This is a genomic window from Salinicola halimionae (assembly GCF_003206065.1).
Lineage (GTDB): Bacteria > Pseudomonadota > Gammaproteobacteria > Pseudomonadales > Halomonadaceae > Salinicola > Salinicola halimionae.
In genome coordinates, this window is sequence record NZ_PZJQ01000004.1 from 453,573 (window position 1) to 473,462 (window position 19,890).

Below are 19,890 nucleotides of genomic sequence, written 5' to 3' on the forward strand. Positions count from 1 at the left end.
TTACGTCAAGACATCTAACGAGTGCGGATGCCCGGTACTCCCCCCGCATCGCATCATCAGTTTTCTGTTCTACCCGAAGCCAAGGAGAAGCTCATGCGTTTGACCGTCAAAGGTATCGAGGAAGGCAAGCCGATTCCGGCGCTGTTCGCTTTTGCCATACCCGACCCCGAACAACACATGCGCTTGAGTGATAATCGCAATCCTGAAGTGCGTTGGCTGGATGCACCGGCGGGAACGCAGAGTTTCGTGATGCTGATAACCGATCCGGACGTGCCGGGCGTGGCGGACGACGTCAATCAGGAGGGCAAGACTCTGCCGGCGAGCCTGCCCCGTGTCGATTTCTATCATTGGGTGCTGGTCGATATTCCCGCCGAGATCAACCTGATCGAGGAGGGCGAAATGGCCGATGGGGTCGTCCCTAAAGGCAAGGCGCCGGGGCAGACCGCGAAGGGCGTCAGCGGCATCAACGGATACACCGGATTTCTGGCCGGTGATCCTGATATGGCGGGCGTCTACGGCGGCTATGATGGGCCTTGCCCGCCGTGGAACGACGAGGTCATTCACCACTACACCTTCGCGTTGTTCGCGCTGGATATTCCTTCGCTAGGGCTGACAGGAGAGTTCACCGGTGAGCAGGCCCGCGAGGCGATGGACGGTCATGTCCTGGCGGAGTCCAGCGTAACGGCGACCTACACGCTCAATCCGGATCTGCGTTGATTCGCCATGACGTCGCCAATCGACCCGGCGACGGTGAGGCGCGCGATCCTGTCGATGGCCGGCTCGCGCGGCCCGGGCAAAACTTTCTGCCCCTCTGAGGTGGCGCGCCAGTTGGCAGATGACTGGCATCCGCTGATGGGGTGCTTCCGTGGCTGCGTGCGCAAATTGGCTCGAGAGGGACGTCTTCGGGTCAGTCAGAGAGGCCGGGTGCTATCGCCTGAAGTTCCTTGGCATGGGGCGATCCGCCTGCAGGCGGGGGATCACTCGAATGGAGAATGATGCTCGCGGCGTTCGTCGGACAGGCGTCGGCATGATGGTGTTGTTTTGGATTATGTTGCTGCTGCTTGCGGGGTGGTGGTTTCGGGGTGTGGAGCAGCGCCGCAACGATCCCAATGCCGATCTCGTCACGATCGCTTCGAGCGAGCAGGCTACGGTCACGTTGAAGCGCAATGCTAGCGGCCACTTCGTGGCGCCTGGCGAGATCGACGGCCATGCCGTCACGCTGCTTGTCGACACCGGCGCCACCTACGTTTCCCTTTCCCGATCCCTTGCTCGGTCCCTGAGCCTTGAGCCTGGCCGTGAAGTCACGCTCAGTACCGCCAATGGTCGAGTCAGTGGCCACCTGGCAACGCTCGATAGCGTTAGGCTCGGGGGGCTGGAGGCGCATCGTGTCGCTGGATCGATCCATGCCGGGATCGATGGTGACGTCGTGCTGCTCGGCATGAGCTTTCTCGATCGGTTCGATATTCAGATACGCGGTGATCGGATGGTCGTTGGCCCGCCGGAATCCTGATCAGTTCCCCGCAGCGGCTCCGCGTCGTCATGAGCAGGGCGTCGTCAACCGGTCGTCGGGCGACGTATGATGCTGCTTACGAATTTGCTGGTCAGGCGTCGAGTGCGAATTCAAGGGCGTCTTCAACAACGGCGGCAAGTCTCGAATTGACGAATAACGATGAATCTTCAGGAGAAAATCGATGGTCGTGGGAAACTTTTGGCGGGGCGCTTTGACACTGACGATGATGCTGGTATTGGCCGGGTGTGAAAGCTTCTCCACGGGATCGTTGCAGATGCCGGATATCTTTGATCGCTCCGGTAGCGACGAGACCGTGGTGAAACGCCAGATCCCTTTTCCGGCCGATGAGTATGCCCGACTCGATAAGACCGGCACATCTGCTGTTCAAGGTCGTTTGACCTACAACACCCCAGACGGTCAAACCCTGATCGGATCCGGCGAAACGGTTTCCGTGGCACCCGCAACGCGTTATGCCGCCGAGGCTGCCGATGTGGCGCTGTCCGGTCGCAAGATCGAACCGGCCGATCCGCGTGCTCGAGAATACACGCACTATGCTAAGACCGATGACAACGGTTATTTTGTCATCAGGGGCGTACCCGCAGGGGTGTTCTACGTAGCCGGAAGCGTACTGCTACCCGCTGGCAAGTCTCGCAGTCCGATCATCATCAAGCAGATTGATCTCGGCAAGGGGCAGACGCGGGACGTGGACCTGAGTCGCTGAATGCAACGACAGGGAGAGTCGAATCATGCTGACCATCTGGGGACGGGGTAGCTCATATAACGTACAAAAGGTGCTGTGGCTGGCCGACGAGCTGGCGCTCGACTACATTCACCGTCCCGCGGGCGGCGAGGATGGCGGGCTGGATTCTCCCGAGTTTCTCGCGATGAATCCCAATGGCAGAATTCCCGTGATTCAGGACGGCGATAGCGTCGTCTGGGAGACCCATTCCATCTTGCGCTATCTCGCCGCCGCTCATGGCAATGATGACTTCCGGCGTACGACGCCTGCCGCGCAGTCGCTGGTTGATCGTTGGCTCGACTGGTCGCTTTCCGAGCTGGAGCCAGCCTTCTTCAGCGGCGTGTTCTGGGGGTTCTACCGGACGCCGGGCGATCAGCATGACGACGCCGCTATCGAGCGCTCCCTAGCAAAATGCGATCGACTTTATCGACGGCTCGATAGCCGCCTGGGGGAAACGCCGTTTCTCAGCGGTGATCAGTTGGGGTTGGCTGACATCCCGGCCGGGACTACGCTCTACCGCTATTTCGAACTCGAGATCCCGCGTCCGACGTTACCCAACGTCGAAGCCTGGTATCAGCGATTGCAGGCACGACCTGCCTATCAGCAGCATGTGATGCGTCCCTTCGGCGAACTTTATGGGCGCCTGGCTTATTGAGTGGCTGGTGGTCAGCGCGGCGCTGATTCCGCGTATATCAGTCGATCTCGTCGGTCTTCTGTCTGAATTTATCCACGAACCTATGTAGACCATGGGCGATACTGGGTTACAAAGGGAACAATTCGGGTATGATGCTGTTTAATCCGTTAGGTTCTGATGTCGAGCGTAGCGAGAGTTATCGTTTCTGAATGCGAATTTTCAAGACTATTAAAGCAGTTGCGGCATGTGATTTTGCCTGGCTTTCGACGCCATGCTTTACGAGCAACTGGCCCATAATAAATGAACACCATGGTATGCAGGGTTTCGAGGCCAACTCAAAGGGATGGATGACAGCTTGGACAGCACTGCAAATCAAGATCGCGTATTGATTATCGAAGACGACGAGCGCCTGGCCCATCTGACGCGTGAATATCTGGAGGCCAACGGTTTCCAGGTAGGGCTCGAACATGATGGCGCACGCGGGGTGGAACGCATCGTCGAGGAGCAACCGGATATGGTGATCCTCGACCTGATGTTGCCCGGCGAGGATGGTCTGTCGATCTGCCGCCGGGCGCGACCGCATTACGCCGGCCCCATTCTGATGCTGACGGCACGCACCGACGATATGGATCAGGTGCTGGGCCTGGAAATGGGTGCCGACGATTACGTTCCCAAACCGGTTCAGCCGCGGGTACTGCTGGCACGCATGCGCGCGCTGATGCGGCGCGCCGATAGCCTGGTCTCGTCGAGCGGGGCGACGCGCCTGACGTTCGAGAATCTGGTCATCGATAGCGCAACGCGTGAAGCGTGGCTGGAGGAACAGCGTATCGACCTCACCAGCGCCGAATTCGATCTCCTCTGGTTGCTGGCGGATAACGCCGGTCGCGTATTGACGCGTGAAGAGATCTTCTCTCAACTGCGCGGCATCAAGTATGACGGACAGGATCGGTCCATCGATGTGCGCGTCTCGCGCATTCGCCCCAAGATTGGTGACGATCCCAATCACCCTCATCGCATCAAGACCGTGCGAAGCAAAGGGTATCTGTTCGTCAGAGACAGTTGAAACGAGACGGCATGAATCTCGGCTCTTGTCGTCGCTTTCGGCATTGATGTAACAGCCGTTCGTCGGGATGCCTTGTTCGAGGCCGTCTTTCATCGAGCTTTCGTTGATGGCGGGCGAGGTCGATGCCATGTGTTTACAGTGGCTATGACCGCGTTCCGTTCTATCTGTCGACGGACTCCGATACCGTCCATCGATGGCCCCAGTCTTTTCCTGAACGCGGTCAGCGTCATCGTTCAGGCCATTCAAGAAGCGGATTGCTGCGCGAGATCCCACATGCGTCGTTCCTTTACCGACAGCACATTTTTGCGATTTTACGCGTCGCTGCTGGCGGCGTTGGTCATTACCTTTGCGATGGTGCTGTTTGGCTTCCTGATGGTCGATAAAGTGCGTCAGGAGCACTATCGGGAAAATCTGGTCAGTGGTCCACTGGCGTTGCTCGCCGATCTCGTGTCACTTCAACCGCTCACGCAACGCGATGACTGGTTGGCATCGATGGCGTCGACCTTGGGTATGCCGCTGGGCTTGTTCAAGCTCGACGACCTCTCGTTGAACTACTTCGAGCGCGCACGTCTACGCGAAAAACGCCCCGTGATCGAGTCGACCGATGACGGCTGGCGTTCTCTCTATCAGCTCCCCCACTCGAACTGGGTGCTGGCGTCGCGAATCAATAGTCTCAACGAGATGCAGCTCCGGGGCATTACCGAGGTGCTTCGCAGCTGGCTGAGTGGCGAAAAGGACGAGATTCGGGCGCGGCGTCTCGCGCGCGTCAAACGACAGTTTCAAGTGCCGATCGGCCTGTATACGTCACCGCCCACGGATGTTGACCCCATCCAGGCGACGCGTCTCGACGCCGGTGAAGTGGTGGTGCGTTTCGACACGGGGCTCAGCGAACTCTACATTCACGCTCGGGTAGGCGCGGATCGTTGGTTGCGGATCGGCCCGCTGCCCAGTTTCGAATCGGTACCGCTGTCGCTGGCGCTGGCATTACTGATCATGGTGCTGACCGCTCTGGCGGGGGGGATCTATCTCATCGTGTGGAGCGTCGAGGGCCGCGTGGGTCGGCTCGAGCGCGCCGCAACGCGGATTGCGGCGGGCCATCTCAATTCGAGAGTCCGGGTCGACAGCAGCGATTTCGTCGGGCGTCTGGGTATGGCACTCAATGGCATGGCATCCCAGGTTCAGTCGTTGCTGCGCAGTCAGCAGGAAATGATTCGTGCGGTCTCGCATGAATTACGCACACCGGTGGCACGCATCCGTTTCGCGGTGCAGATGCTGGAGGATCTCAGTCAGGATGACGTCGCCCAGCGCCAGTTGGCCGGCATCGACGAGGATATTGCCGAACTCGACCGGCTGATCGATGAAATTCTGACCTATGCCAAGCTCGACAGCGAAACCGCGCAGGGCGTGTCGCTCAAGACCGAAAGTCTGGAGTGCCGCGCGGTGGCCTGGCGAGTGCTGGATACCTTGAGTCCGCTGCATCCTCATCTCGAATTGCGAGTCGCCGACGGTGAAGAGCTCGAGGTCGAGGCGGAACCGCGCTATTTGCAGCGGGCGGTCCAGAACCTGGTCGCCAATGCCTGCCGCCATGCAGAGCATCAGGTCGTGGTGACGGTCCACCGCGAGCCGCGGGCGGTGCGTATCGACGTCGAGGACGACGGTCCCGGCGTGCCGGAAGAAAAACGCATCGCTATCTTCAAGCCATTCGCCCGGCTCGACGATAGTCGTACGCGACGCTCCGGCGGCTACGGCCTGGGGCTCTCCATCGTGCAGAAGATCATGGCCTGGCATGGTGGCAACGTGGTGGTCGATCGTAGCGAGTGCCTGGGCGGCGCTCGGTTCAGCCTGTTGCTGCCGCTGCACGGACGCGAAGCGATCCGTCCGGTGACCTTCGACGAGGAGTCGGCTTGATCGGCGCGTGTCACATCAGCGGACTGGCTTGGGTCTCAGCAGACGATCGACTTTGATCGAGATGGTGCCGCGGCCGTGTAGTCGAGGTGCTCGTCTATCCCGCCGTCATGTCTCGTTCCGGAGGCATGACTCTCGCTTCATCACTCTCATGTCCCGTTTATCGGGAGTCACATGTATCGAGAGTCACATTTATCGAGTGTCGCGGTTATCGGATGTCATGATTCGGGCGTGCCGGCCGGCTTGACCCCACTCAATACCGCAAACGAGGTATCCCGCGCGGTACGAATGAAGTCCTCCATCCAGGGTAATCCCAGATTGTCTTCCCGAATCGCCGCATAGAGCGTACTCCATACGCCCTCCTTGCCCAGCGGCAGCGCCTTGACGTAGTCGCGCTCCAGATACTCGGTCAGTGCCCAGTTGGGAAGGGCACAGACTCCACGGCCACTCGCCACCAACTGCATCATCATTACCGTGAGTTCGGCGCTGCGGATTTCCTGCGGGCGCACGTTCGCCGGATCGAGAAACTGCGTGAAGACGTCCAGGCGGGAATGTTCCACCGGATAGACGATAAGCGTTTCCGCGGCAAGGTCGGACGGCTCGATCCAGCTGCGAGTCGCCAAGGGATGTTGCCTGGCAACGGCGAGCAGACCTTCGTAGCGAAACAGCGGGGCGTAGTGGACGCCCGGCAGCGGCTCGGGGTTATCGGTAATCACCAGATCCAGCGCTTCGCGGGTCAGACCCGGCAGCAGGTCGAAATTCTGGCCGCTGGGGATATCGATCTCGACTTCAGGCCAATGATCCCGGAAATGATCAATTGTCGGCATCAGCCACTGGAAACAGCTGTGACACTCGATCGCCATGTGCAGGCGGCCATGTTCGTGCCCCGCCAGTCGTGCCAGGTCCCGCTCTGCCAGACGCAACTGCGGTAGCACCTGCTCGGCCAAGGTCAACAGACGCTCTCCGGCACGGGTAAACGATACCGGGCGGGTCTTGCGCGTGAATAGCGGCATGCCTAGCCGCGACTCCAGGTCCTTGATCTGGTGCGATAACGCGGACTGGGTCAGATGAACACGCTCCGCGGCTTCGACCAGCGAGCCGGTATCACGCAAGGCGATGAGCGTACGGAGATGACGAAGTTCGAGCATGTTATGAATTTTGCTCACGTTGGTGATTAGATAAACGCGTTTGATTCAGGATTTGTGGGCGGACAGACTGCTCGGCAAGCCAACACTTTGCCATTCTAACCGCTAACATTGAGAGACCCTACACATGACCACTCTGGTACATACGCTGGGTTATCCGCGCATCGGCGCTCATCGTGAATTGAAGAGAGCCGTCGAAGCCTACTGGAAGAGTGAGCTCGACCGCGAGGGTCTCGAGCAGGAAGGCGTACGTCTGCGCAAGACGCATTGGCAGGATCAGGTCGACGCTGGCCTGGATGTCGTCACCGTCGGCGACTTCGCTTTCTATGACCAAGTGCTCAACGTTTCCGTACTGGTCGGCGCTGTACCGCCCCGTTTCGGCAGCGTCGATGGAGATGTCGATCTCGATACCGATTTCCGCATGGCCCGCGGTCGCGCACCGTCCGGTGAGCCGGTGGCAGCTTGCGAGATGACCAAATATTTCGACACCAACTATCACTACCTGGTGCCGGAATTGCATGAGGGTCAGGCCTTCCGTATCGCTAGCCAGCGATTGTTCGAGGAAGTCGCCGAAGCGAAGGCAGAAGGGCACCCGATCAAGGTGGCTTTGACCGGCCCGGTGACCTGGCTTTGGTTGGCCAAGTCAAAGAGTGAGGGCCTCGATCGTCTTTCGTTGCTCGACGACCTGGTGTCGACCTACGATCAGATTCTGAGCCGGCTGGCGGACGCTGGGGTCGAGTGGGTGCAACTGGACGAGCCGGCGCTGGTTCAGGACCTGCCCGACGATTGGCAGCGTGCTTTCGAGTCTGCCTACAACCAGTTGCAGTCGGCCCCGGTGAAGTTGCTGCTGACGAGCTACTTTGGCGGCCTTGGCGATAACCTGGGGCTGGCAGTGTCGCTACCGGTCGCAGGGCTGCACATCGATCTGGTGCGGGCACCACAGCAGTTGACCGCGGTGCTCGATCGCCTGCCGCCCGACAAGGTGCTTTCTGTGGGGGCCATCGATGGCCGCAACATCTGGCGCGCTGATCTGAGCCAGCTCGTCGGAGCGCTAAAGGATGCCAAGGCTCGGCTGGGGGATCGGCTGTGGCTCGCGCCGAGCTGCTCGCTGCTCCACGTGCCGGTGGATCTGGATAACGAAACCAAGTTGGACCCCGAATTGAAGAGCTGGCTGGCATTCGCACGCCAGAAGCTGGATGAGATCGTGACGCTGGCGCACGTGCTCGATGGCGTCGAGACGCCATCAGATTGCCAGCGCGTCGAGGATGCCAGCCGGGCGCTGGCTGCGAGACGTGAATCCCATCGCATTCACAAGCCTCGGGTCGCCGAGCGTCTGGCCAAGGTCGGCGTCGCCGACACGCGGCGTGGCAACGTCTATTCGGCACGAGCGGTAGCGCAGCGTGCGCGACTCGATCTGCCGCTGTTTCCGACGACATCGATTGGCTCTTTCCCGCAGACGCAGGAGATTCGCACGGCTCGCCGTGACTTCAAGCGGGGCGAGCTCGATGTGGCGGATTACGAACGCCGTATGCGTGATGAAATCTCGCTGGTGGTCGAGCGTCAGGCGCAACTGGGCCTCGACGTACCGGTGCATGGCGAGGCCGAACGTAACGATATGGTTGAATATTTCGGCGAACAGCTCGATGGTTTCGCCTTTACTCAGAGCGGCTGGGTCCAGAGCTACGGTTCGCGCTGCGTCAAGCCGCCGGTGATTTTCGGCGACGTGACCCGACCCGCGGCGATGACGGTGCGCTGGAGCGAGTACGCCCAGTCTCTCACCGACAAGCCGATGAAAGGCATGCTGACCGGCCCGGTGACCATCCTGCAGTGGTCGTTCGTGCGTGACGATCAGCCGCGTGCCACCACCTGTCGTCAGATCGCACTGGCGCTGCGCGATGAAGTCGCCGATCTCGAACGTGCTGGTATCGCGATCATTCAGATCGACGAGCCTGCCCTGCGCGAAGGGCTGCCGTTGCGCCAGGCCGAATGGCAGGCCTATCTCGACTGGGCGGTAGAGTGCTTCCAGCTCAGCGCGGCGGTCGTTGCTGACGGGACCCAGATCCACACTCACATGTGCTATGCCGAGTTCAACGACATCATCGGGGCTATCGCGGCGATGGATGCCGATGTCATCACCATCGAGACGTCGCGCTCGGACATGGAGCTGCTGGATGCTTTCCAGCACTTCGATTATCCCAACGGGATTGGGCCGGGCGTCTACGACATCCATTCGCCGAACATTCCCGAGCGTGCCTGGATGGTCGATCTGATGGCCAAGGCGGCGGAAAAGATCCCGGCCGAGCGTCTTTGGGTCAATCCGGATTGTGGCCTGAAAACGCGCGGCTGGGCGGAAGTGGAACCGGCGCTGGCCAACATGGTCGAGGCTGCCCGTGAGCTGCGTAAGCGTTATGCCTGAGACGATTGTCGAGCGATGAACGGGTTCGTGGTTTGGCCCGCCAGTACCCCTGGCATGTTAGGCTGAACATTGCGCCGCGAGACGATCTCGCGGCGCTTTTTTATGACGGCTCTTCGAGGGCGTTTACAAAACAGGCGAACGAAGACAAGGCAAGGCGAAATTGGACGAGAAAGCGGAATTTACAGGGCGTAAATGAGTATTTTGAGGTCAATTTTAACGCTGTATTGTCGAGTGCAGCCCTCTAGTAAGCGCTCTCTTCGTGTTCAGACATCTCTCGGGAATCTCACTCATGTCCAAAGCGCCTCAGGCTGGCACAGACCGCCGCGCCCTCCATTGCCATCACTCATCGCTTAGCTGGTTGGCTGCATCGATCTGCGCGCTCTTGCTTGCGGGTTGTGCCGGCGGGGGGCACCCCCGTGTGAACTCGACGGCACCGTCGTCGGCGTTGGAGGCGCTCAAGTCCCCGCTACTACCCAGTGCCTTCTTCGCGGATGGCGGCAAGACCTTCACTGCCTGGCGCTGTACGCCGTCTCAAGACCTGGTGACGACCACGCCCGATGAGAGCCGATTGCGACTATGGACAGCGCTGGGGGAGACCGAGCTGCCCAGTGCCGTGGTCGGGGCCGGATCCCGTTACGAACTCGGGGGGCTGTCATTCTGGCGCCAGGGCCGCGACGCCCGCGTCGAAAGCGACAACGGACGACTGGTCTGTACGCTGGCCAACGAACGCGAAACGGCGACTCGCGAGCAGCACCCCGACAGCATACTCTACGCTGGCGGCAACGAACCGGGCTGGAATGTTTCACTCGATCGCAACAGCCATTCACTGACGCTGGTATCCGATTACGGCCAGGCCAGCGATACGTTCGATTACCGGGTCGCTGCGGTACATAACGGTAGCGATGCAAGCATGGTGTTGGTCAGCGATAGCGGCCGCTATCCGATGGAGCTGAATCTTCGGGCCGGCGCCTGTTTCGATGACATGAGTGGCAAGCCATGGCCGGTCAAGGTGACGTTGCGCTATGGCGGGCGTGAATTTCACGGCTGCGGGCAGGGTGTCGAGGCCAGTCGGTAGATATCGGAGCCGATCGTCATGATATGAACGATAGCGTCGAACGGTTCGTGCCATTTTTCGCGTTTTTCATTTCAAAAAGCACAATGAATAATGCCTCCAACGTTCGCCGGCGGCTGCCGGTGTCTTGTACTCAGGTTCGGAGGCAGATTCATGACGCAACGCATTCTTCTCATTACCAGTTCTCTTTTCGGCGAGGGTGGTCAATCTCGCGCGCTGGCGGAGTCCTTCAAGCAGTCGCTGGAAGCCCGAGATGTCGAGCTCACCGAGCGCAACGTGGTCGAACAGACGTTGCCGCATCTGACGGGAGCGGAGATGACGAGCTGGATGACCGAGCCCGCCGAGCGCAGCCTCGAACAGCAGGCTTTGGCGCGGATCTCCGATGAGCTTCTGGCCGAAGTCGAGGCCAGCGACGTGCTGGTTCTGGCGGTGCCGCTCTACAACTTGGGGATTCCGAGCCAGCTCAAGTCCTGGTTCGACCGTATTCTGCGCGCCGGCAAGACCTTTCAATACACCGCCAATGGCCCGGTTGGGTTGCTGGAAGGCAAGTCCGGGCTGATTCTGGCGGCGCGCGGCGGCATGTATGCCGGCACGGAGATGGACTCTCAAACGCCGCATCTCAAGCACATGCTGGGGCTGATCGGGATCAAGGATGTTCACACGATCTACGCGGAAGGCCTCAACATGGGCGATGAACGCAAGCAACAGTCTCTGAAAGAGGCGAAGCAGGCGATCGGCCAGTACGTTTCATCGCGATTTTAAGGGTCCATATCCCGGGGAGTCTGTCATGCGTCAACTGCTGCAAAACGATGGTCTCGGCAAGCTGATCGTTCGCCTGAGCGTAGGCATCCTGATTCTGTTTCACGGCATCAACAAGGTCACTCATCCGGGCAGCTTCGACGGGTTGGGCCAGATGCTGGAGGGGATCGGTCTACCGGCGTTTCTCGCCTATGGCGTCTTGCTGGGCGAGGTGGTCGGTCCGCTGATGGCGATCGTTGGTTGGCAGGCGCGAATTGGCGGTCTGCTGATGGCCGGCAATATGACCGTTGCGGTCCTGCTGGTCCATCTACCCCAGTTGGGATCGCTCAACGAGCAGGGCGGCTGGGCGCTGGAACTGCAGGGGATGTACTTCTTCGCCGCGCTGGCGGTGGTGTTCCTTGGCAGCGGTCGCACGGCGTTGAAACCCGACTGATTCCCGGCAAGCGATATCGCCCCCGGGAAAGCTCTCGATATCATCGGTATCGAGGGCTTTATTTTGCCTATGGTGGCCCAAGTCGCCGCCGACCGGTATGCGAGACGATGTTTACCTTGAGGGATAGACAGTGTCATTCACCGAACGGCGGTCGTGGTCTACCATAGAGTGGTTCAATACACTGACGAATCAGGAAGATTTCATGGAATACCTGCATACGATGGTTCGCGTTGCCGATCTCGACGCCTCGCTGCATTTCTACTGCGACCTGCTGGGCCTGCAGGAAGTCTCGCGCAAGGAAAACGAGAAGGGTCGGTTTACCCTGGTTTTCCTGGCGACGCCCAATGACACCCCGCGCGCCAAGGCCGAGCAGTCGCCGATGGTCGAGCTGACCTACAACTGGGATCCGGAGACATACACCGGAGGCCGCAATTTTGGTCATCTGGCCTATCGTGTCGACGATATCTACGCACTATGCGAAAAATTGCAGGCCGGTGGCGTCACCATCAATCGCCCGCCGCGCGACGGCCACATGGCTTTCGTTCGCTCGCCGGATGACATTTCCATCGAGCTGCTCCAGAAAGGTGATGCACTTGAACCCAGTGAGCCCTGGGCCTCGATGGAAAATACGGGTAGCTGGTAAATATCGTGAGCCGTTCGAGTCTTGTCTTCTGCGGCTGGTTGCTGCTGGTGGCGGTTGCCGCCAGCAGCGGCATTCTGGCCCCGCCCGGCGAGTGGTATGCCGCGCTCGTCAAGCCGCCCCTGACCCCGCCGGACTGGCTGTTTCCCGCCGCCTGGACGCTGCTTTATCTGATGATGGCAGTGGCGGCCTGGAAGGTGACATTGATCGTCCCGCGCAGCGATCGTCGGACGGCGCTGGCGCCTTTCATGCTGCAGTTGATCGCCAACGGGGTATGGTCATGGCTGTTCTTTGCGGCGCACTGGATGCTGATCGGGCTACTCGATCTGCTATTGATGTGGGGGCTGATCGTGTGGACGATCGTGACGTTCTCGCGCTATTCACGCCTCGCTGCCGGCTTGCTGTTGCCCTACCTTGCGTGGGTCAGTTTCGCCGCCTATCTCAACGCGGCGCTGTTGGTATTCAACGCCCCGTGGCATTGAGGTATCTGCGGCCTACGGCGGCCATGCAGAGATGCATCGTCTCGACAGCGAAAGGATGTTCATGAGTCATCGGGCCAGCCCACTTCCGGCAGATATCGAAAAGGCGATGCGTCGGGAAGCGGCCGAACTCGAGCGGCTGGACCGCGAGGTCTATCGCCAGTACGGCCGAGACCCGCTGGCGCCGATCGTCGGCCTGGGGCCTCGAGAGGCAACGCTCGCGATCTTCGGGCGTGATCCCGGCAAGAAAGAGGTCGACGTGGGTTTGCCCTTCGTGGGAGCTGGCGGTCAGAAGGTGCGCGGCGCACTCTATCGGCACCGCCACGGCAAGTCTCTACCGGACTTCGAGACTTCGCTGACGGTCGGCGAAGACCTCTTCTGGATCAATACCGTCCCTTACAAGCCGCAAGGCAACAAGGCATGGTCGATGGCCGTAAAGCGGCGTTTTCAACCGTTGGTGGCGGCGCTCCTGGCCCAGCAGTGGCAGGGCGAACAGGTCATCACGCTGGGGCGTGAAGCGTTTTTCTGGTTCGGTATCGGCCAGCCGCCGGCAGTTCGTGATGCGCTGGCAGCCTTCTGGAACCGTGACGATCGCTTTGCCACGACTCACGTCACCGAACTGTCCCTACCTGACGGTTCGACCAAGCGTTTCGTTCTGGCGCCGCTGCCCCATCCGTCGCCACTCAATCAGCAGTGGTTCAAGCGTTTCCCCAGCCTCCTGGATGCGCGGCTAGCGGCCTTGAACATCGAGTGATATCAATGATGAGGCGTTGCCTCAATCGGGTTTCGTTGCCATCCGGCCACTGCCCAGAAACGTGATTGCCAGCGCCCCGCCCAGGAACATGCCCTGTAGCTCGAGTGTCCAGCCACCCTGACCATTGAGTGTCCATAGTTGGCCTGTATGGACGAGTACCAGCGCCACGATCATGTTGACCGCCATCAACAGCCCACCGATTCGTGCCTGCCAGCCGACGATAGCCATCAGCGGTGCGACGATTTCGCCGACCAGCACGCCATAGGCAACGAAAGAGGGGAGCCCCATTGCTGAAAGCTGTTGGGCGATACCGTTGAGGCTGGAGGGATCCATCAGTTTGCTGATGCCATGAAGCAGGATCAGGCCGCCGACGCACAGGCGTAGCAGGAGTTTGCCCAAGTCTTCGTTGTGCAGGAAGCGCATAAGAAATTTCCGTGTGGTAACACTATTTGTCAGCAATGCGATGCCACTCTGGCGAGGCTAGGCTACCAGAACTTGCGGCAGATGCCGGCTCAATAATTAAAGTGTCTATTTGTAATCAATTGACTACATTGTTCTTAGCAATTTTGACAATGTTATTTTTTGTTAAACCGGGCGATACTCAAACCCGTGCGCTTCCCCAAACTCTGATGCGCTCGATGCAGGATCGCCGCTTGGTCATGGTTCGACATCATTCTGTGTGTCCGGCGGAGAAGGGCCTGGCCACGGTTGCGTACCCTACATACAAGAACGAGTCGACAATGCAGAGCCTGTTCTTCTCTCTCTGGCGGAAATGTACGGAAGCGCCCGACTCTCTGCCGGCGGAGCGCCGACGTAGCTTCGAGATCATGGCCGAAATCTATCTGCTCGCGCTGTGTTTGCAGGTGATCGTGGCGCCGTTGCTGTTCGCTGTCGGGCATTTTTGGCTGGGTGGACTCAATCTGCTCTGCCTGGGTGGTTACGTGCTGGCGCTAATGCTGCATCGCCGGCTCTATGTGGCGACGGCATTGGCTGTCAAGTTGGGTGTCTTTCTCGTCTTCGTCGGCGTGGGTACCGACATCGCGGCCAATCAGGTCAGCGTGATCTACTATCTGTTGTTCGCCGAGGTCGAACTGATGCTTGCCGATCTGAGGCGGCGAACCAAGATTCTCGCTACGGGCGTCTTGATCGCGCTCTCGCTCGGCGTGCTCCATTTGCCATCGCTACGCGTACCTGTCGTTTCCCGTTCGGTGGTGGATACACTACTGTCCGATCTGGGGCTGGGGCTGGTCTTCGTCATGCTGTGCGTCGTGATTCTACGCATGCTGGCGATCACCGATCGCCATGAGCATCGTTACCGGCGTGATGCCATGCACGACTCGCTGACTCGAGCATTCAATCGGCGTGCGATCTTCGAGCGGGCCTCTGGCTACTGGAAGCTGGGCCGGGCTTTCGCCGTCGTGCTGGTGGATGCGGATCATTTCAAAAACATCAACGACAATCACGGGCACACCGCGGGCGATGCCGTGCTCCGTCATCTCGCCAAGCTATTACGGGATTCGCTGCGCAGCGATGACAGTGTTGGCCGTGTCGGGGGGGAGGAATTCCTGATTCTGCTGCCCGGCGCCGGTCAGACGCAGGCTATCGCCGCCGCCATGCGAATCCGTGACCGGCTGGCGCGTCACCCCTGTTGGCTCGACGGCACTGTATTGCCAGCAACGGTGTCGATGGGTATCGCGCTGTCTCGTGAAGGCCTGCATCTCCGAGATGTGATCGATCTGGCGGATCGCCGTCTCTACGCCGCGAAATCCGGTGGTCGCGATCAGGTCGTGGCCAAGGGGCACGCCGATAGTTCCGCCTCCCGCAATGCCGAGCGGCTTACCCGGGGCGCAGAAAGTGCTTTGGAGATCGATGAGGTATAAACCTCACTAAAGCTCTCTCTCCGGGGATTTCCAGACCGGCATCGTTAAAGCGCTCAGGTCAGCCGTGGTAGCCCACGTTGGATGAGCTTCGTCATACCGCCCGCCACAGGCGTGCAAAGCACCCAGGGCAGGATCAGAAGAGCGATGCTCAGCGCTCCCATGTAGACATCGCTGAACCAGTGCGCACCGACCATGATTCTGGGCGCACTCAATAGCAGCACGAAGGCCAGGCTCCATCCGGCGATGCGGCGGTCGGCAAAGCGTAGCATGAAGCCGGCGAAGATCATCAGCATCAAGCCATGATCGCCGGGAAAACTATTCGATGCGGCGTCCTTGGTGGGAATCGAAACAATGTCCGTCAGCCGAGCCGCATGAGCAAAAAAGCGCGTCGGGCTGGGATGCCCGTAGGTGATGGCATTGTTGGTGACTACCGCGATGATACCCGCGGTCAACAGCATCGTCAGACCAATACCGAGCCATCGGCGCAGCCTGTCGGGACGCGGATCTCGGCACATCGCCATGGTGAACAGTCCACCCATCACCGCGAACGATGCTGCATCGAAAAAGCGTGTGTTGAGCAGTGCCAGGATGTTGTCCCACAGTTCGTGATTGGGAGTGATCCATTGATTGAAGGTCCAGAAAATCCGGTCGTCCACGTTATCCCAGGGCAACCCATGGGGTAGGGCCCAGCTAAGCAACAACCCCAGTGCGATCAGATTCAGACCGATCAGACGTTTCCATTGTATGTTCATCAGTGACTCGCAGGGTGATTCGTCTGCGAGGATTATAATTTAAGCATTCTATAAGGAACAGTGTTTGATAACATGGTGTCGAATCTTTGGGTATCCGGGAACGATGGCTCATCAAGAGAGCCAGGATGATGACAGTCAGGACGCGTTTGTTGCTTGTCCAGTTCTCTCTTTGCTCGTTCAATTGTCACGTGCGCTGTCTGCCGATAGCGACCGTTTGCCACACCGGATCCGATGGCCTGCCTAAATGTCTCCCTGCTATGATGGTGGCTCTGATCGGGACGCCCGAGGAGTGACGAAGCATGCTGAGTACAATGATGTTGTTCTTGATTTTCGTAGGTGTCGCGATCGCCGTTTATCAGGTTTATGACATCTATTACGCTCAAAACTTCGAAGACGACGAGCGGCAGACATTTGACGATAGCGCTCTGGGTCAGCTCTCGACCCAGGCCGAGCAGTACAAGGCAACGGGAGAGTTCCAAGGTTTGCTGGAACTCGCGGGTCGACTGTTCGACACTCGCTTCGATCGTGATCTCGTGCTCTCCGCGGCCTCTCGCCCTCAGCCATCCCCGTATCTGGCGGCATTGTTACGTCGCCAGCGACATATTCTCTCCAACGGCCGAATTCTGGTACATCACCTCCTTTCCTGGAAAACCCGACCGCCCGCCAAAGACAGTCGGCCCGTGCTGTTGACGTTGGTGTTGGTGAACTGCCTGGTGGTGATGTTTTTCGGTGGGCTGAGTCTTTACACGATTGCCTACCAGGTTTCCGTGGAAACGCTGGCTTGGATGAATAGTGAATGGATTTTGATGCTGATCATCTATGCGGTGATCATGCTGACTCACGGAATCTACAAGCTCGACACCTACCTCCATGATCTCTACCTGATCGGCACTCTGAACCGTACTTCTGGATAGCCTTTGGCCCGCGCCTTGTGACCAGCCGGGCAACCACGATCCATTGATTACGGCCGAGTCGCCGAGCAACGGTATCGTATTCTCTGTACGTCGCCTTGCCTCAGCGTCCAGGTCTTCACGGGATGAGCCTCTCAGATGGCTCGGGGATCGTCCGTGAACCTTCGCATACGGTAGACGCCTCGGGTATTTCCCCGTGCTATCTAACCGATGTTATGTAATTAACCTTCCTAACATGCTGTCATTATTGAAAAATTCGATAAGGCAAGAGCATGGGTCAGCAGGAAGGCTGTATCGCTCATCACTTCGGTCACTACGGAACACTCTCGGAAAATGACCGCCACCGGCTTGACGCTCTTGAAGGCGCGGCAGTTGACGTGATCAAGGGGCAGGTACTTTGGCACGAGGGCGACATCGCTAGAGAATTTTGTACGTTAGGGCGGGGATGGGCTTATTCGTTTCGCCATATGGAAGATGGCACTCGCCATATTCTTGAGATCTTTTTACCCGGAGATATCATCGGGTTATGTGAATTTTCATTCAAACAACGGCTTTCCAGCGTTGCTATGCTGGAGGATGGCGAGATTCGGTTGGTGTCGAATCGGCAGCTACATGATCTGTTTCGTCAATCGACCAGTTTGATGTCGCTCTGCTTCGCCGTCTGCTCCTATCAGCAGGCCGTGCTGAGCGAGCGAATGGTCCATCTCTCTCGGCGTAGTGCTCGCCAGCGAGTAGCCTACCTGCTGTTCGAGATATTCTGTCGGCTTCGGCGCCGTAATGACGGCCTGGAAGAGTGCTTTCGTCTGCCGCTATCGCAACAGCAGCTGGCGGATGCGCTAGGGTTGTCTCCGGTGCATGTCAGCCGGACGCTGACGGCCTTTCGCCACGAAGGATTGCTCAAGATAGCGCGTGGCTGGGCGCACATGATGGACCGGCGGGCATTGGCTCGCGAGGGTAGTGTCAGTGGCTGCCTGCATGATCACGTCGAGCCGCTCGTTTGATCGACGATGGCAATGGCCAAATAGGGAGTGCATACGTGAAAGCTCGCTTACGCCGGTAGCGAAAGCGAGCCGAGATGGCACTTGGCCTGAATCTGGCGTCGAGTCGTCCTAGACGGCGGCGCGACGTGACGCGCGGCTCAGCGCGCTGGTCATTTCGATTGCCATGGTCAGATCCGCCAGTTCCCGTGGGGAGAACGCATTCAGCGCCAGCTTGCGGGTCGCCGGGTTGGCCGGGCGGAAGTGCGTGAAAGACTCGCACCACGCCAGAGCGGCTTTTTCCCGCTCATCGAATTCGTCGGACTCCGCCCAAGCCGTCAACGCCTGAAGCTTGCTGGCAGAAATGCCCAGCGCTTCGGCCTGTTCACGGCGAAAGTGCGTGCAGCTCAGGCAGCCATTGATCTGCGAGGTGCGCAGCTCGGCCAGGCAACGAATCGACGGATCCAATGAACAAGCATGTAGCGATCTAGCGGACTTATCAATATTTTCGACGTCGATCGTCTGCCATTTATCAGCGTTCATCTCAGGGCTCCTGAAGCAGGTTTCATGCGATTAAACGACTATCGTTCTCAAGTTTCCACAGCTTTGATTGGAAAGTTTGAACACGGTTAAACTATGTAATCATAGTTTCGAACGCTGGAGACAACGAAAACGCCCCGCTGAGCGGGGCGCTTGTGGACACTTCAGCGGCGGCTTATCAGCAGCCCTAGGACCGCTCCGGCTAGGGTCGCGACGCCGATGCCTGACCACGGATGCTCGCGAACATAGCGGTCGCAGTCGTTCATGGATTGATTGGCCGAGCGCTTGAAGCGGCGATTGCGTCGACGCGATTCGGCCGCCATGCGGGCGTACTGCTCTTCGCTTTTCATCCGAGCTTCTTCGATGGCGTCTCCGGCATCGTCTCGCAGATCGCGTCCCAACGCCTGACCTTGATCGCCGATGTCGCGCAGATCGTCACGGATGCGGTCGGTACGTGCTTGTTGGTCGTCACGCTTGTTGAATAGGCTCATGGTTCACTTCCTTGATGTTTATGGTCCTGTGCGTATGACAGCGTAGACGTTCTGAAGTGCCTGCGCCGCCGTAAAATCGGGTTGATAGGCAAAGCTGACGGGCTTCTGCTCGCTGGACAGCCTGCGTGCTGTATAGTCGACGGTCGGATTTCGATGATGAAAACAGGAAGTCGGCGTGTCGTTGGAACTCTGGTTTTCTCTGCTGGTGATATGTGCCCTCGGGGCCATGTCGCCAGGCCCCAGCCTGGCCATGGTGATGCAGAATACGGTCGGCGGTGGGCGTCTCTGTGGCGTGGTCGCGGGAATTGCTCACGCCCTTGGCGTCGGGCTATACGCCGGCCTGACGGTATTGGGGTTGGCGGCAGTCATCGCCCATCAGCCTTGGTTATACCGGTTGGTGACCTGGGGTGGTGCATTGTATCTCGCATGGCTGGGTTTTCAGGCACTACGCGCTGGCGGTAGCGATGGTTTCGAGGTCGTCAGCCAATCCAGAGGCTGGCGTCGAGCCATGCGCGATGGTCTGCTGGTGGCGTTGGGTAATCCCAAGCTAATCGTGTTCTTCATTGCGTTGTTGAGCCAGTTCGTCACTGTCGATCTGAGTGCGGATGCGCGCTGGCTTGTCGTTGCGACGGCGGCGCTGGTTGATGGCGGTTGGTACGTGCTGGTCGCATTGGTTCTGTCGCATTCCCGAGTACTGCCGTGGTTGCAGCGACGCGCCGGATGGATTCACCGACTGACTGGCGTCGTGTTGCTGGGGCTGGCCGCTCGGGTAGCGCTGGGCTGATCGCCG

General features: G+C 59.1%; 23 protein-coding genes. 18 read left to right on the forward strand and 5 right to left on the reverse strand.

Going from position 1 to position 19,890, the window contains the following annotated elements:
* The first annotated feature begins 93 nt into the window (after nucleotides 1–93).
* The 7 genes from DOM27_RS07995 to DOM27_RS08025 all read left to right on the forward strand — a co-directional run bounded on the left by DOM27_RS07995 (nucleotide 94) and on the right by DOM27_RS08025 (nucleotide 5,854).
* Nucleotides 94–717 carry a YbhB/YbcL family Raf kinase inhibitor-like protein gene (locus DOM27_RS07995; protein WP_110655510.1) on the forward strand — a complete coding sequence of 208 codons (624 nt, stop codon included), beginning with the start codon at nucleotides 94–96 and terminating at the stop codon, nucleotides 715–717.
* 6 nt (nucleotides 718–723) lie between these two features.
* The gene (locus DOM27_RS18270) at nucleotides 724–996 is read left to right on the forward strand and encodes a DUF3253 domain-containing protein (RefSeq protein WP_110655511.1); all 273 of its coding nucleotides are present in this window, start codon (nucleotides 724–726) and stop codon (nucleotides 994–996) included.
* On the forward strand, nucleotides 986–1,510 hold the full coding sequence (locus DOM27_RS08005) for a retropepsin-like aspartic protease family protein (RefSeq protein WP_110655512.1): 525 nt from the start codon (nucleotides 986–988) through the stop codon (nucleotides 1,508–1,510). Before DOM27_RS18270 ends, DOM27_RS08005 begins: the two co-directional genes overlap by 11 nt.
* Before the next feature lie 181 nt (nucleotides 1,511–1,691).
* Nucleotides 1,692–2,231: a carboxypeptidase regulatory-like domain-containing protein gene (locus DOM27_RS08010; protein WP_110655513.1), complete on the forward strand. Its 540-nt coding sequence runs from the start codon at nucleotides 1,692–1,694 to the stop codon at nucleotides 2,229–2,231.
* A 25-nt stretch (nucleotides 2,232–2,256) separates the two neighbouring features.
* Nucleotides 2,257–2,904, forward strand: coding sequence for a glutathione S-transferase family protein (locus tag DOM27_RS08015; RefSeq protein WP_110655514.1), 648 nt, complete (start codon nucleotides 2,257–2,259; stop codon nucleotides 2,902–2,904).
* A gap of 322 nt (nucleotides 2,905–3,226) precedes the next feature.
* On the forward strand, nucleotides 3,227–3,946 hold the full coding sequence (locus tag DOM27_RS08020; protein WP_110655515.1) for a winged helix-turn-helix domain-containing protein: 720 nt from the start codon (nucleotides 3,227–3,229) through the stop codon (nucleotides 3,944–3,946).
* Nucleotides 3,947–4,219: 273 nt separating this feature from the next.
* Entirely contained in the window at nucleotides 4,220–5,854 is a 1,635-nt protein-coding gene (locus DOM27_RS08025) for an ATP-binding protein (protein WP_110655516.1), read from the forward strand.
* 215 nt (nucleotides 5,855–6,069) lie between these two features.
* On the opposite strand, the gene DOM27_RS08030 is transcribed toward DOM27_RS08025, so the two are convergent.
* A complete protein-coding gene (locus DOM27_RS08030; protein ID WP_110655517.1) occupies nucleotides 6,070–6,999 on the reverse strand; it encodes a LysR family transcriptional regulator in 930 nt (309 codons plus the stop codon).
* A gap of 124 nt (nucleotides 7,000–7,123) precedes the next feature.
* On the opposite strand from DOM27_RS08030, the gene metE reads away from it, so the two are divergent.
* From metE to DOM27_RS08065, 7 genes are all read left to right on the forward strand, one after another.
* Nucleotides 7,124–9,412 carry a 5-methyltetrahydropteroyltriglutamate--homocysteine S-methyltransferase gene (metE, locus tag DOM27_RS08035; RefSeq protein WP_110655518.1) on the forward strand — a complete coding sequence of 763 codons (2,289 nt, stop codon included), beginning with the start codon at nucleotides 7,124–7,126 and terminating at the stop codon, nucleotides 9,410–9,412.
* Nucleotides 9,413–9,701: 289 nt separating this feature from the next.
* The gene (locus tag DOM27_RS08040) at nucleotides 9,702–10,487 is read left to right on the forward strand and encodes a C-type lysozyme, inhibitor (RefSeq protein ID WP_110655519.1); all 786 of its coding nucleotides are present in this window, start codon (nucleotides 9,702–9,704) and stop codon (nucleotides 10,485–10,487) included.
* Between the two features lie 150 nt (nucleotides 10,488–10,637).
* Nucleotides 10,638–11,246 (forward strand): FMN-dependent NADH-azoreductase, encoded by a 609-nt coding sequence (locus DOM27_RS08045; protein ID WP_110655520.1) that lies wholly within the window; start codon nucleotides 10,638–10,640, stop codon nucleotides 11,244–11,246.
* 25 nt (nucleotides 11,247–11,271) lie between these two features.
* Nucleotides 11,272–11,676 carry a DoxX family protein gene (locus tag DOM27_RS08050; RefSeq protein ID WP_110655521.1) on the forward strand — a complete coding sequence of 135 codons (405 nt, stop codon included), beginning with the start codon at nucleotides 11,272–11,274 and terminating at the stop codon, nucleotides 11,674–11,676.
* Between the two features lie 202 nt (nucleotides 11,677–11,878).
* Nucleotides 11,879–12,319, forward strand: a complete 441-nt coding sequence (locus tag DOM27_RS08055) for a VOC family protein (RefSeq protein WP_110655522.1) — start codon at nucleotides 11,879–11,881, stop codon at nucleotides 12,317–12,319.
* A 5-nt stretch (nucleotides 12,320–12,324) separates the two neighbouring features.
* A complete protein-coding gene (locus DOM27_RS08060; protein ID WP_245392642.1) occupies nucleotides 12,325–12,798 on the forward strand; it encodes a TspO/MBR family protein in 474 nt (157 codons plus the stop codon).
* Between the two features lie 61 nt (nucleotides 12,799–12,859).
* On the forward strand, nucleotides 12,860–13,549 hold the full coding sequence (locus DOM27_RS08065) for a uracil-DNA glycosylase family protein (protein WP_110656394.1): 690 nt from the start codon (nucleotides 12,860–12,862) through the stop codon (nucleotides 13,547–13,549).
* Between the two features lie 21 nt (nucleotides 13,550–13,570).
* Here the strand turns inward: DOM27_RS08065 and DOM27_RS08070 are convergent, their stop codons facing one another.
* Complete coding sequence (locus tag DOM27_RS08070) at nucleotides 13,571–13,972, reverse strand: DoxX family protein (protein WP_110655524.1); 402 nt, start codon at nucleotides 13,970–13,972, stop codon at nucleotides 13,571–13,573.
* 317 nt (nucleotides 13,973–14,289) lie between these two features.
* Here DOM27_RS08070 and DOM27_RS08075 point away from each other — a divergent pair, with 317 nt between their 5' ends.
* The gene (locus DOM27_RS08075; protein ID WP_157956736.1) at nucleotides 14,290–15,429 is read left to right on the forward strand and encodes a GGDEF domain-containing protein; all 1,140 of its coding nucleotides are present in this window, start codon (nucleotides 14,290–14,292) and stop codon (nucleotides 15,427–15,429) included.
* Nucleotides 15,430–15,482: 53 nt separating this feature from the next.
* On the opposite strand, the gene DOM27_RS08080 is transcribed toward DOM27_RS08075, so the two are convergent.
* Nucleotides 15,483–16,181 (reverse strand): phosphatase PAP2 family protein, encoded by a 699-nt coding sequence (locus DOM27_RS08080; RefSeq protein WP_110655526.1) that lies wholly within the window; start codon nucleotides 16,179–16,181, stop codon nucleotides 15,483–15,485.
* A 299-nt stretch (nucleotides 16,182–16,480) separates the two neighbouring features.
* Here DOM27_RS08080 and DOM27_RS08085 point away from each other — a divergent pair, with 299 nt between their 5' ends.
* Both DOM27_RS08085 and DOM27_RS08090 read left to right on the forward strand, forming a co-directional pair.
* Nucleotides 16,481–17,095, forward strand: a complete 615-nt coding sequence (locus tag DOM27_RS08085; protein ID WP_110655527.1) for a hypothetical protein — start codon at nucleotides 16,481–16,483, stop codon at nucleotides 17,093–17,095.
* Between the two features lie 269 nt (nucleotides 17,096–17,364).
* Entirely contained in the window at nucleotides 17,365–18,093 is a 729-nt protein-coding gene (locus tag DOM27_RS08090) for a Crp/Fnr family transcriptional regulator (protein WP_110655528.1), read from the forward strand.
* Nucleotides 18,094–18,201: 108 nt separating this feature from the next.
* Here the strand turns inward: DOM27_RS08090 and DOM27_RS08095 are convergent, their stop codons facing one another.
* Both DOM27_RS08095 and DOM27_RS08100 read right to left on the reverse strand, forming a co-directional pair.
* Nucleotides 18,202–18,612 carry a carboxymuconolactone decarboxylase family protein gene (locus DOM27_RS08095; protein WP_110655529.1) on the reverse strand — a complete coding sequence of 137 codons (411 nt, stop codon included), beginning with the start codon at nucleotides 18,610–18,612 and terminating at the stop codon, nucleotides 18,202–18,204.
* A gap of 161 nt (nucleotides 18,613–18,773) precedes the next feature.
* On the reverse strand, nucleotides 18,774–19,100 hold the full coding sequence (locus DOM27_RS08100) for an ElaB/YgaM/YqjD family protein (RefSeq protein ID WP_110655530.1): 327 nt from the start codon (nucleotides 19,098–19,100) through the stop codon (nucleotides 18,774–18,776).
* A gap of 175 nt (nucleotides 19,101–19,275) precedes the next feature.
* On the opposite strand from DOM27_RS08100, the gene DOM27_RS08105 reads away from it, so the two are divergent.
* Nucleotides 19,276–19,884 carry a LysE family translocator gene (locus tag DOM27_RS08105; protein ID WP_110655531.1) on the forward strand — a complete coding sequence of 203 codons (609 nt, stop codon included), beginning with the start codon at nucleotides 19,276–19,278 and terminating at the stop codon, nucleotides 19,882–19,884.
* Nucleotides 19,885–19,890 lie beyond the last annotated feature (6 nt).